Source organism: Metabacillus arenae, from assembly GCF_014773385.1.
GTDB classification, from domain to species: Bacteria; Bacillota; Bacilli; order Bacillales; family Bacillaceae; genus Metabacillus_D; species Metabacillus_D arenae.
On the sequence record NZ_JACXAI010000032.1, the window covers coordinates 42,916 to 55,986 of the forward strand.

The 13,071-nt window shown below is 38.0% G+C and carries 11 protein-coding genes; 6 read left to right on the forward strand and 5 right to left on the reverse strand.

The features are described from left to right. The first annotated feature begins 76 nt into the window (after positions 1-76). From IC621_RS20115 to IC621_RS20135, 5 genes are all read left to right on the forward strand, one after another. Positions 77-1,645, forward strand: a complete 1,569-nt coding sequence (locus IC621_RS20115) for a spore germination protein (RefSeq protein ID WP_191160775.1) — start codon at positions 77-79, stop codon at positions 1,643-1,645. A 31-nt stretch (positions 1,646-1,676) separates the two neighbouring features. Then, positions 1,677-2,828: a Ger(x)C family spore germination protein gene (locus tag IC621_RS20120; RefSeq protein ID WP_191160777.1), complete on the forward strand. Its 1,152-nt coding sequence runs from the start codon at positions 1,677-1,679 to the stop codon at positions 2,826-2,828. Positions 2,829-2,854: 26 nt separating this feature from the next. Further along, positions 2,855-3,019: a hypothetical protein gene (locus IC621_RS20125; protein WP_191160779.1), complete on the forward strand. Its 165-nt coding sequence runs from the start codon at positions 2,855-2,857 to the stop codon at positions 3,017-3,019. Positions 3,020-3,313: 294 nt separating this feature from the next. Continuing rightward, the gene (locus IC621_RS20130) at positions 3,314-4,696 is read left to right on the forward strand and encodes a tetratricopeptide repeat protein (RefSeq protein ID WP_191160781.1); all 1,383 of its coding nucleotides are present in this window, start codon (positions 3,314-3,316) and stop codon (positions 4,694-4,696) included. A gap of 864 nt (positions 4,697-5,560) precedes the next feature. Continuing rightward, complete coding sequence (locus IC621_RS20135) at positions 5,561-6,718, forward strand: MFS transporter (RefSeq protein WP_191160818.1); 1,158 nt, start codon at positions 5,561-5,563, stop codon at positions 6,716-6,718. 841 nt (positions 6,719-7,559) lie between these two features. Here the strand turns inward: IC621_RS20135 and arsC are convergent. The 3 genes from arsC to IC621_RS20150 are packed head-to-tail and all read right to left on the reverse strand — an operon-like array spanning position 7,560 to position 9,660. Further along, the gene (gene arsC / locus IC621_RS20140) at positions 7,560-7,979 is read right to left on the reverse strand and encodes an arsenate reductase (thioredoxin) (protein ID WP_191160783.1); all 420 of its coding nucleotides are present in this window, start codon (positions 7,977-7,979) and stop codon (positions 7,560-7,562) included. Positions 7,980-7,998: 19 nt separating this feature from the next. Beyond that, positions 7,999-9,294, reverse strand: coding sequence for an arsenic transporter (locus IC621_RS20145; RefSeq protein WP_191160785.1), 1,296 nt, complete (start codon positions 9,292-9,294; stop codon positions 7,999-8,001). 15 nt (positions 9,295-9,309) lie between these two features. Then, a complete protein-coding gene (locus IC621_RS20150; RefSeq protein ID WP_191160787.1) occupies positions 9,310-9,660 on the reverse strand; it encodes an ArsR/SmtB family transcription factor in 351 nt (116 codons plus the stop codon). A 341-nt stretch (positions 9,661-10,001) separates the two neighbouring features. On the opposite strand from IC621_RS20150, the gene IC621_RS20155 reads away from it, so the two are divergent. After that, a complete protein-coding gene (locus IC621_RS20155) occupies positions 10,002-10,448 on the forward strand; it encodes a MarR family winged helix-turn-helix transcriptional regulator (RefSeq protein WP_191160789.1) in 447 nt (148 codons plus the stop codon). A 404-nt stretch (positions 10,449-10,852) separates the two neighbouring features. Here IC621_RS20155 and IC621_RS20160 read toward each other — a convergent pair whose 3' ends face one another. Both IC621_RS20160 and IC621_RS26915 read right to left on the reverse strand, forming a co-directional pair. Continuing rightward, on the reverse strand, positions 10,853-12,229 hold the full coding sequence (locus IC621_RS20160; RefSeq protein WP_191160820.1) for an FAD-dependent oxidoreductase: 1,377 nt from the start codon (positions 12,227-12,229) through the stop codon (positions 10,853-10,855). Positions 12,230-12,702: 473 nt separating this feature from the next. After that, on the reverse strand, positions 12,703-12,834 hold the full coding sequence (locus IC621_RS26915) for a hypothetical protein (protein ID WP_263576002.1): 132 nt from the start codon (positions 12,832-12,834) through the stop codon (positions 12,703-12,705). Positions 12,835-13,071 lie beyond the last annotated feature (237 nt).

Consider the following 13,071-nt stretch of genomic DNA (forward strand, 5'->3'; position numbering starts at 1 on the left):
TTCCAAAGTTAGTTATTTTGTATTAATCAAAATACTTTTAAGCAGCTTTTAGGTAGTAATGGAGGATGTGGTATTATTGAAGATCTTAAAATTGCTAAAAAAATTAATGTCAACAAGTCAAAAACAAAATAGTGAAAAGGCTGCTCCTAAAATAGAAAAGGAATATTTAACTGGGATTTTGAATGAGGATTTTAACAAGGTAAATTTCCAATTTGGTGGGTCATCTGATTTCACCTATCGAAAGATCGATATAAATGAAGCTTGTTCGGTAATTATCCTCTATCTTGACGGGCTTGTTGATATGAAAAGAATGGAACTGAATATTATCAACCCGTTGACAGCATTTCATGCGGAAAAACCTATTTTATCAGTTAAGGAAATCGAAAATGAGCTTCATTCAGCTCAAGTAAAAAAAGGAGAAACGATTCAAGAGGTTGTTGATCATATTTTGTCAGGGGATACCGTTTTATTGGTTAGTGGTATTAATCAATCACTTTTTATTAGTGAACAGTCATGGGAGCAACGATCTGTTGATGAGCCTGCATCAGAAGCGGTTGTTATAGGACCAAGAGAAGGTTTTACTGAAAACATCCGGACAAATACAAGTATGATTCGAAGACGCTTAAAAACATCAAAGTTGAAAATGGAGAGTATAAAGGTAGGGAGCCTTTCAAATACAGAAGTGGTAATAACTTACATCGAAGGGGTTGCGCAAGAATCAATTATTAAGGAATTTAGAAACCGATTAAACCGAATTAATATAGATGCTATAGAGGACAGTGGGTACATATTGGAATTTTTAGAAGACAATCCTGCCTCAGTGTTTCCGCAAATATTGCAAACTGAACGACCAGATAGGGTTGTTGGGAGCCTATTGGAAGGCAGAGTGGGAATCATTGTCGAGAATAGTCCATTCGCTCTCGTTGCTCCTGTTACTTTTTTTATATTAATGAATTCGCCTGAAGATTACTATGGCAATTTTATCATCTCTACGTTTATTCGATGGTTACGGTATTTATTTTTATTCGTTGCTTTGTTGTTTCCATCCATTTATATTGCAGTGACAACATTCCATCAAGAAATTATACCGACAAACCTGTTGTTTAGTGTTGCAGCTTCTAGGGAGAAGGTACCATTTCCGGCAATTGTAGAAGCCTTGTTAATGGAGATCACCTTTGAAGCTTTACGTGAAGCAGGCTTGCGGCTCCCGCGCCCGATTGGATCTACTGTAAGTATTGTCGGTGCGTTAGTTATTGGTCAAGCAGCTGTAGAAGCTGGAATTGTATCAGCTCCATTAGTTATTGTCGTAGCAATTACAGGGATTGCATCATTTATGTTTACAAGCTATACCTTAACAGGAGCGATTCGTCTCCTTCGTTTTGCCATGATGCTTTTGGCTGCAACACTGGGTTTTTACGGAATTCTGTTAGGAGTATTTTTCATATTGGTTCATCTCGTACAGCTTCGTTCCTTTGGTGTTCCCTATTTGGCACCAATTGCTCCTTTTAATTTTAACAATCTAAAAGATGTAATCATTCGAGCTCCATGGTGGAAAATGGTCGAACGTCCAGAACAAACTTCTAAGAGGAATTTAAAGCGGATGAATAAAGTATTAAGACCTCACCCTCCAAAACCTAAAAACTAGGTTTCGTTTCAATAAGAATAGGATGATGCTCATGAAAACAATTAGAATACTGTTAATATGGGTAGTGGCCATTCCGGTGCTAACAGGTTGTTGGGACCGGATCGAGGTAAATGATATTGCCATTGTTACTGCTGCAGGGATAGATCTTGGAGAAGATAATCGTATTCGTTTATCACTTCAAGTGGCAATTCCTACCAAACTGGGGCCGACAAGTAGTGCAGGCGGCGCGACTGACAATAGTACATTTGTGGTTTCAGAAACTGGCGTAACGATTGCTGAGGCTTACAGGCATATTCAAGCAAAAATTTCGAGACGGATCTTTTTTTCTCATAGCAGGGTTTTACTAATTGGAGAGAAATTAGCAAAGAAAGGGGTATCTCATATCGTCGATTTTTATTCAAGATTTCATCAACCCCGTATGAATAGCTATATCATGTATACAAAAGGAGAAGCCTTCGAGGTAATCAAGAATAAACCACAATTAGAAAATGTTTCAGCAGAGGAAACTAGGGAACTTACGAAGCTTAACGTTGGTGTAAAAGTTAATATAAGTGAGTTTTTGGATATGCTGTTTACTGATGGTGTAGAGCCAGTGGCCCCCCAATTTGTATTAGAACCGTTAGAAGCTGGACTTGAAAATGAATCTCAGAGCGGACAAGCTATCAACGGGGCGGCTTTGTTTAAGAAAGACAAATTAATCGGATGGATGAATGATAAGGAAAGCAGAGGAATTTTATGGCTCCGAAATAACATGCAAATGGGGGTTATTACAGTCAACGTGGCTAAGGAAAAGGGCGGTGGTCATATCAGTTCGAATATCATTAGATCCAATACAGATATTGTCCCAGAACATAAACAGGGAAAACTAAAAGCTACTGTAAATTTAACAACTGAAATGGTCGTAATGGAGAATAGTTCAGATTTAAATCTCAATGATTCAAAAATAATCGAATATCTCCAAAAAGAATTAGAGACTGAGATTAAAGACCGGATCCAATTAACGTTAGGTAAAGCACAAAAGGAATATGAAACAGATATATTTGGGTTTGGAGAAGCAGTATACAAAAAATATCCTAAAGAATGGAATGAAAAATATAAAAAGGAATGGGATCAGGAGTTTCCAAATCTAGAGGTTTCAATAAAGCCGCAAGTTTTTGTAAGAAGAACTGGGTTAACGAAATAATCATTCTATAAAGAAGGTTATAAAGCATGTACAAGATTTTGTTGATCGTTATTATTTTTGCAGCTATCTTTGCTTGGGAAGTTCCACAGTTAATAAAAAGAAAAGAAAAAAAAGAATTAGCCGTCTTTTCACTTCTCGCAATAATAGGCTTTGCCCTGAGTATTATTGCAGTAGTTAAGTCGTTTATCTAATTATCCAGTTATAAATTAACATAACAAGTTGTCCACCGAACTTAGTGGTTTGGTCCATCTAATTTGGTCGGCTGTCCAAGGTACTTCGGGGATTTTCAACCAAATTGGCGATTTTTCCAGTCAATTTCGGAATTCTTTCAGCCAAAAATCTCATTCATTCCCGTTGGCCGGCCGATTTCAATAGTTAGGTGAGTGGGCAACCGGGAGGAGGAGATTTCACTTCATTTCCATCTTTCTTAAAGCAATGCTAAAATAGATAAGAAGATTAATCTTTTCAAAAGGCGGGGAGATAAAATGAGTGACCAATTACAAGCGATCACAATTATTTCGCATGGACAGACTCACCAAATAACGATTAAGAGAATGGCTATCTTCCATAGAATGAAAATTATAGAAGCGATAAGTAATAAGGATGAGGCTTATTATCTGTTTTTCTATAAAGACCAATTCATTACAGGAAAAAATACAAAAGTAAAAAGAAATTCTCTCTTACACAAAGCTTTTAATCAGGGGATTGTTTTCAATAGTCCACACCCTCTTATTGATGTTCTCCTTCCCGTCGAACAAACCTATCAACTTCTAACGATTAATCAAATCTATAAAGTATTACTAAAAAAATATTCACCACAAGAAACAGCTCTCATTTTATCCTTTTTTGATGCCTTTGTTCCAAAAGAAAAAATTATCGAGGTGATGAAAAAGTTTTATTATCATTTCCGAAGAAAGGGACAATACCGTTTTGCTTACCAGATATTGATAATCCTCCACAATTATGATCCAAATGAAAAATGGGCGGTTGAATTAGTCAATCATATTGATTTTTTGAAGTATAAGCTTATATACGATGAAAGAGGAAGGGAGCTTCAAGCAAAAGACCCTTTATATACAGAAATATTGTCTTTTACTAAAAGAGAGAAGGAGCCTTATTTTTCACACCTGGAAGCAGTGTTAACAAAAGAATCAAGATGGGCCGATTTAATTTCACTTTATATCCGCGAATCCACTAAAAGCGAGCAAAGATATGATCAGTTCCTTTCACTTATCACTAAGCATTTCTCCAAGAAAGACCGTATCTTCTTACTGCAAAATAATGCCGCACAAATGAAACAAGTTCCACAAGAATTACTCGATCTTTTAATAAATACAGAACAGAATGAAGAAGCCGTCAATTTATTAATTGAACAGCCAAGAGAAAATCTTGCCTTCTCTCAAGTTGAACAGCTGACTAACTTATTAGATAAGGATTCCTTATGTATAGAAAAGCTGCATTTAGAAAACCTCTGTTCTTACCTCACCTATGTAGAAAACGAAGAAACCATTGAAAAAATACTGCAAATGATGGTCCCTCAGCTTTTAAAAAAATTTGATCTTTTATATGTACATAAATGGTCGCAGCCTCTGCGGAAAATAAATCGAAGGATCCCCATTTTATCAATGATTCAAACAATGGTTGTCATTCAAGACGACCCAGATCAACAGTTTTATTTAGGAAAGCTTTACCACAAATTAAACCAATCAAAGAAAGCAATCGAATGCTTTAACTGGGAGATGGAATTAAATCCAAATGACCCTGAACCAGTTCAGTGGATAACGAAGGTTTATTTGGAGCTGGGTATGATTGAGGAATCGAATACTTATAAAAAAATCTATACGAGTATGCAGCGGGTATCTGGTTAGAGGAGAATCATTACATTAGCTCTCAATGGCTTGTTAGGAAATGGCTGGAAAAAACTAAAGTATTTCTCAGAATGTTTAAAAGTTATAAGTTTTCGGACGCCACGGAGTTCTGGTGCCCCAAGAAGAGACACGAAGAAGGAACCAACTTCATGGCTCTTCTTGTGCTTGTCACCGAAAGACATTCACCTAAGCTTTTGGTTTTCATAATTAGGAAATTGGATGCTTTCCTTTTTACTCTAAGCTGTGATAATATTTAGTAGGTCGAAATATTACTTTAGTGAACGAACCTGTGTACATGGATCTTCTAAAGAAGAAGGTTCTTTTTGTTTTTGAGATCAGATAGCAGTTTAAGTTAATTAAGGTATTAACGTATTAAGCCCGCTATCGATGTCCAGGGCAGGCATAAGGACGTGACGCCTTTGCCGGCCAAGAGCCATCGGCCCTTAGGTCTCAGGGCCAATACGCCCGAGAAGGTTAAAGAACAACCTTCCAGCCGGCTAGCCCGAATGCTTGTCGCCGAAGGACTAGCGCCCCCTGAGCTTTTCGTTCTATATTTTGCAAGAAAATGATTAGTTCAATAATTTTTAACGTACAAAGTGTGCGATCGTTGTCCAGCTGCAGCGCCTAGCCCGCCTTAGATCACAAGCCAAGCTTCAAAGAAAGGAAAAAACGCCTTTCTGTGAAGCTTGCCCGAGTGCTCCTCCTAGGCTGTACAAGGTTCTTCCGCTTTTCTATGTAGTCCAGTTGAGAGGGTTGACGTGCTGGGCAATGACGCCCTGAGCTTATTTGTTCGCAGGTTGACGAGGGAGTGTGAATGGGTTGAATTCAACAAGTAAAGATCCTTTATGGACGAAATCTTTCATTATGCTGATGGTTGGGAATCTGTTTGTGTTTATGTCGTTTCAAATGCTTCTTCCAACATTGCCTCCATATGTAAAATCAATAGGGGCATCAGGTCTTGAGATTGGTCTGGTTACAGCCCTCTTTTCAATTGGAGCAGTGCTTAGCCGGCCGTTTATTGGGTACTTACTTGAATATAAAGCGCGAAAGTCGTTAGTTTTAGTAGGAGCAGTCGCATTATTATTCATTACCATTTTATATCCATTATCACAGGTTGTAGTGATCTTTTTACTATTCCGCTTACTCCATGGTTTAGCATGGGGCTGGTCAACAACTGTAAACGGAACAGCTGCAGTTGACGTGGTGCCAAATTCCAGATTGGGTGAGGGAATGGGCTATTATGGCCTTTCTGTTACACTTGGGATGATCATTGCACCTAGTTTAGGGATCTTATTATACCAAGTGACTTCCTTTTCAAATTTAATTTATATCTCTAGTTTTCTAGGTTTAATTTCAGTTGGGCTTTTAGCAATCGTCCATTATCAAACACCTGAAGTGGTCAAGAATACGAAAAGGGAAGATCTCAAGTTCTCTTATTTCGGTTCTTTAGTTGAAAAATCCAGCTGGTATCCAGCATTTTTAACGTTTATAGTGACCTTTGGGTACGGTTCGATTGTGACATTTATCGTGATTTTTGGAGAAGAACGAGGAATCGACCAGATTTTCCTTTTCTATTTATTTAACGCAATAATGGCTTCACTTTCAAGGCCGATAGCTGGCAGATGGTTTGATCAGCATGGACCAAAAGGAATTGTGTTCCTATGCTCGACACTAACATTTATCGGAATGTGGGTTTTGTCCTTTGCACATTCAAGTATACTTATTGCTGTTGCCGGTGTTCTTTTTGGAATCGGGTTTGGTTCTCTCATTCCAACCTTACAATCTTGGACTCTATCGCAGACACCTGCTAACCGCCGGGGTGTTGCGAATGGCATGTATTTCTCATCAATTGATTTAGGAATTGGATTAAGCGGACTTGTGTTCGGTATCCTTGCCCAATATGTTGAGACAGGTAATTTGTTCCGCATATCAAGTGCTTTTCTATTAATTGCCATAGTCATGACATTTGTTCAAGGACGCCGCAGCAGAACAGTTAGTCGGAGGGAACGGGCAGTATCTTAAAATGAGTCTAATAAAGTTTGATTAACGCAGCCGATCATAGAGAAAATGCCTCCAATAAAGGAGGCATTTTTTGATATGTAAGATAGCATAAAATTTCACCCTACTACAGACCTTGATACGTTGGTGTTTTTCGTCTAAGGAGACAACATTTTTAAATGGATTTTTTAGGATGAGCATAGACGCCGGGAGAATATCGAGAAACTGCACGCAACGTGAAATCTCGCTCAAGCCACTATCATGAGGAAGGGATCTGCTCAAAAAAGCTGTATCTGGATCGTATAGAGAGTAATTGGATCATACAGCTCTTTTCAAATCGAACCTTCGCTCAAATTATTCAATCCTGGTTCAATCATAGTAGAAACAGGACCGAATAATTTAAGAACCGGACACCAAACTTTGTGACCTGGCCCGCAAACGTAAAATTTGGCTAAAATCACCTAGCATGAGGAAGGGATTCGCTTGTACCTGGCTAGTATAGAGAATAACTGGATCAAACAGCTCTATGAATCTTTCTCTCAAATTGTCTAATCCCTGACCCAATCTAAAAAAGACCAAGCGTTTTTTTTTCAGTTAAGAAAGTTTAAGTTAATTAAAGTATTAACGTGTTAATGAGTGTTATCATTGTCCAGCTCCGAGCGCCATCAGCTCGAGGTCACAAGTCAATCCGTCAAGAAGGTTAAAGAACAACCTTCTTGACGGATTGACTTGTGCTTGTCGCCGATAGGCGGGCGCTCTGCGCTTTTCGTTCGACGCGAGTTGATTGGTGGGAGTCTCGGTATACCGGCGAGCCGGTATTTTTCTATAGAAAGGCGTGATCCGTAAAAGCAGCAGCTAAGTGATGTTAATTACCAGTTTCAGAGAATCGTTTCATTCGGTCGCCAATTTCATCACGGACGAGTTGGAAAAATGCCCATTTTTCTTCTTCTGTTCCTTCTGCCTTAGCTGGATCATCAAAGCCCCAGTGTTCACGTTTCACATGGGGAGGTGTTACTGGACAATGGTCAGCTGCATGGCCGCATAACGTAACAATTAAGTCGGCATTGTTTAAAACTTCAGTGTTGATGACATCAGAGGTTTGGCCAGAAATATCAACACCGGCCTCCTTCATGGCTTTCACCGCATTTGGGTTTAGTCCATGCGCTTCAAGCCCAGCGCTTTTCACATCCCAATGTTCACTTAAATATTTTTTTGCCCAGCCTTCTGCCATTTGGCTTCTGCAAGAGTTACCAGTACATAAGAAGTAGAGTGTTTTTTTTGACATGTTGTAAACTCCTTTTTTGTTATATAATCAATAGCCATAAGTAAAGCCCTAAAAGGGTAATAAATAATGTTGGAATTGTTAAGATAATCCCCGTTTTAAAATACGTGCCCCAGGAAATTTTCACTCCCTTAAGGGAAAGAACGTGTAACCAAAGCAAGGTAGCTAGAGATCCGATTGGCGTAATTTTAGGCCCAAGATCTGAACCGATCACATTGGCATAAATTAAAGCTTCTCTCATTGTTCCTGTTGTATTTGTATCGACAATCGCTAAGGCATCAATCATAACTGTCGGCATGTTATTCATCAAGGATGAAAGAATTGCCGCGATAAAGCCCATCGAAATCGTTCCAATAAACAGCCCTTGATCGGCAGCTAAGTTGATCGTATCAGTCAATACATTTGTGAGGCCAACATTCCGTAATCCATACACAACCACATACATTCCAATCGAAAAGAACACGATCGCCCAAGGTGCCCCTTTTAATACCTGTTTTGTTGGAACAGCTGGGCTTCTTTTTGCCATCATTAAAAAGAAAATAGCGATGATACTAGCAACGATTGAGACAGGAATCCCAAGGAACTCACTGATAAAATACCCTGCTAATAAAATTCCTAATACGAACCATGAAAGCTTAAACATTTTTTCATCCTGGATGGTTTCTCTAGGAGCTTTTAAATCTTCCAAATCATAATTCTTAGGAATGCTTTTTCTGAAAAATAAGTAAAGAACAATGATGCTTGCGATCAAAGCGAAAAAGTTAGGAATAATCATACGTGACGCATACTCAATAAAACCAATTCCAAAGAAATCTGCTGATACAATGTTCACCAAGTTGCTGACCACTAATGGCAAGGAGGTTGTATCTGCGATAAATCCACTTGCGATAATAAATGGGAATACCATTTTTTCATTAAAATTTAAATTCCTCACCATAGCGAGAACGATCGGAGTTAAAATAAGGGCTGCTCCGTCATTTGCAAAAAATGCTGCAACCAACGCTCCCAAAATCGAGACATAGATAAACATGCGAATTCCATTTCCTTTCGCAGCTCTTGCCATGTGGAGAGCAGACCATTCAAAAAAACCGATCTCATCCAAGATGAGAGAGATGATAATAACAGCAATAAATGTTAAAGTTGCGTTCCAAACAATCGAGGTCACATCAATGACATCATGAAAATCAACGACCCCTGCAAGTAAGGCTAAAATGGCTCCTCCACAAGCGGACCAGCCAATTGACAAATTCCTTGGCTGCCAAATAACCAAGATAAGAGTTAAAAGAAAGATCAATGATGCTAAAATAATGGAAGTCAATTTCCTTTCTCCTCTCTATTCACAGGTGATACGCCGTCCCTGCTTTTCTAATTCTGCTAATTTCCCATATTGATCTGGTAAGAAGGCCAGAAGGCTTTCAACAAACTCATACGTTTCTGAATCTCGATTTAAAGAATAAAAGATCCACTGGCCCTTTCGATTTTCTTTTACTAGATCAGCGTCTCTTAATTTTCGAAGATGCTGGCTAATGGCTGGCTGGCTTGTTTTAAAAATTTCCACAAACTCACATACACAGCATTCATTTTTTTCTAGCAGCTTTATAATTGATAATCGTGTTTTATCACCTAATAACTTTAAAACCTGGCTCGCTTTTGCAATATCTATTACTTCAGGTTGAACTTTCACATTGCCCACCTCCAATTTACGTAAATGATTATATAACAATATACTTATATACACAATATTTTATTAGTATAACATCTCAAGGTTATTATTTGTATTTTACAACTAAGTGTTTATAATAAAATATAGAAAGAAATAAGAAAAATAACTGTAAAGAAACCTGGTAATTTGTCGGTTGATTATTGTCACTATTACTTTGAATTAACAATGAGATTAATGTAGAAGAAGTTAATTACTTCATTCTTCAACATTTTTTTAAGGAGATTCCTGATCACTTGGTGAAAAATCTTTACAAAGTTTTCAAACTTCTTCACTTTGCTTAAAGTAGAAAAAGAGGTGAGTAAATGGAAAACGTAAGAGAAATATTGCAAACAACGATGAGAGGCTTTGGTTTGTTAGATAAAAACTGTTGTTCTATCGGTTCAATTGAAATTTCTCTCATTCAAAGCCATATCTTGTATGAAATTGATCGAATGGATCATCCGTCCATGCAAGAGGTTGCAGACGTATTAGGAATCGATATTACAACGTTCAGCAGGCAAATACAAAACATGATCAAACGTGAATTAGTCGAAAAAAGACAGTCTTCACAAGATAAGAGAGTGTATGAACTCCAATTAACTGTGCAAGGAAAAGCAGTGGGCGCGTCCATTGATACCCAAATGAATCAATATCTGAACGAGGTCTTCTCTTATATGAATGATTTTGAAAAAGACACTGTTATCCGTTCCTTAAAATTACTCAATGAATCGATGGCGAAAAGCAAAATGTGCTGCAAGCCTGTTCAATAAGATGTTCTTTCTTGATTTCTTGTAATATACAACTAAACAATACCTATGCCAATTTAAAGCTAATATCAGAAAGATTCCGCTGCTTCCACAATAGAGATAAGTAAGGCCGTAAACGATTGTTATTAATAGGTGTCCTACAAAAGGACCTAACGCTGTACTTACATCTTGTACAATAGAGTATGTTGTGAGAAATGAGACAACATTGATGGATGACTTGGCGCTGCCTAGGGCAATGGTTTCAGTTAATGTTGTTAATGAGGCAGCTCCTGCCATGACGAAGAAGGTAAACTTAGATAAGTAATAATTGCCACAATCACAACCGGCTTTTGATGAATGAAACTTATTTGGGGAGCCAGCCCTACCAATTCTCTCCTTCTTTCCAAATGAAATTAGTTTGATGCCCTTTAGCAGCAAGAATTTGCGACAATAGATGGATCTTTAAGGTTTAAATTCACATTGCAAACTCCGGTTTCTGGTAAGTCTAATTCTACTTTCCTGGCTGCTTCATAATCAGCAACAAGATGGGCAACAACCGACCTGACTTGTTCATAACCTGTTGCCATTAGGAAGGTCGGTGCACGTCCATAACTTTTGGCGCCGACAATATAAAAATCCTTTTCAGGCTGGCGAAGTTCTTTCTCCCCGTGAGGACGAACAGTTCCGCAGCTATGAATATTCGGATCGATTAGCGGAGCCAATGCTTCCACACTTTCAGTTGCGGTATCAATTGATGTACGCACTTCTCTCAGCATTTCAAAATCCGGACGGCTTCCTGTATTGACAATGATCTCCTGCACTTCTGGGATTATCGTTTCTTCTCCATTGTAATTTCCCTTAATGGCGATCGTATCGCTTTTTTTCACTAAAGATTGAATTCGGTAGGGAGTATAGACCGTTAATTTCCCTTTATCCACAAGGTTATGCACACGACTGCCTAGTTCTCCCCTTGCAGCAAGAGCGTCTTTCTCTTCGCCTCCATATGCATCTTCTACTTGGTTTCTTCTCATGATCCACAGAATTTCAGTTTGAGGGTATTGGTCCGTTAGTTTGACTAACTCTAATAGTGCATTCATAGCAGAATGTCCGCTTCCTACTACAGCTAACCGTTTATTTGCATAACGCTTTTTTTCTTTTCCTAATACATCTGGAATACCATAATAAATTTGCTCTTGGAGGTTTTTTTCGTCTTTTAACCAAACACCATTTGAATGAGCAGGATTAGGATTCCCCCAGGTCCCTGTTGCATCAATAACAGCACGTGCCTCAATCTTTTGTAAATCTCCATCTGCTTCGGTGTAAAGGATAAAAGGGACGCGGTCGCGGTTTGCATTTTTCATTTTATCTATATCTTTTCGACTGATTGATAGAACTTTTGTATTTAAAACAAGATGAGGTTTAATCTCCTTGATTTTTGATAATGGATCTAAGTAATATTCAACCAACTCTTTTCCAGTAGGCAGTGCATCTAACTCTGGTGAAGACCAGCCCTGCTGTTTTAAAAGGTCTGCTGCCGTCTTATCCACATTATATTTCCATGGAGAAAACAATCGTACGTGTTCCCATTTTAATATATTTGCCCCGGCATGTGATCCTGCTTCTATCAGAATAAATGATTCACCACGTTTGGCAAGATGTGCTGCAGCTGCAAGTCCAACAGGCCCAGCTCCGATAATCGCTACAGGTAAAATATTTGTTTGTTTCGGATTTAATTCTTCTGGACGAACTTCATTTTTGGCCATGCAGCATCCTTGATCTTGTAAGGCGTTAGTAAATGTATTCATGTTCATGAAAAACCCTCCCTGAATTATTAAATCACAATTGGTTCTGATTAATTGTGCTTCTTAAGCATATCACTATACTTGTAATTTGCAAATAAAAATTTTATCCTATTTATAAAGTGGACCAAAACATTCTTTCGCGAACGACACTATTTAATACGACTTCTTAATAAAAAATGTTATTTCTCTACTGTTTACCTAAATTGAATCTACATGATTTTTGTTTATTACATTTTATTATATTTGTTTTTTGCAAATAATTTACGGGAGGAATTGTATAAGTGACTTGTTGGATACCATTGTGATCGGCGGAGGTCAAGCTGGCCTTGCTGCGGGGTATTTTATGCAAAAGAGAGGCCATACAGGAATGTTCACGAGGGGTGCCAGGCACCAAATTTAAACTTTGGTGCCTGGCACCCTATTTCATAAAAAAAAGCATCTAAATAAAAATAGATGCTTTTGATGTACCACTTTATTCACTTTTGTTGATTTTCTTCTCTTATTCGCTCTTCTTCTTCAATGACATTAATCTGCGTTATTTGCTCATTAAGAAAATGGTGCAAGTAATCAACTTTTTCATTGCATATGGGCTCGTTTTCTTTCTTCATTGTCTTGTTTTCCCTCTTTCTCTACTCTTATTCATGAGTTTAGCAGTTCAATACATGACCTCATTCCTCCTTAGCAAGAGTTTGGCCATTCAATGCACAATTTCACCACTTCTATATAAGTTTAGCTTATTAAAATTCAATCCTCTCGCATCTATATAATTGTTGCTTTTGAGGTATAAAAAACAGTTAAATAAAGAATTGGTGGTTCTCTAATTATTCAAGTCTCACAACCTGCCT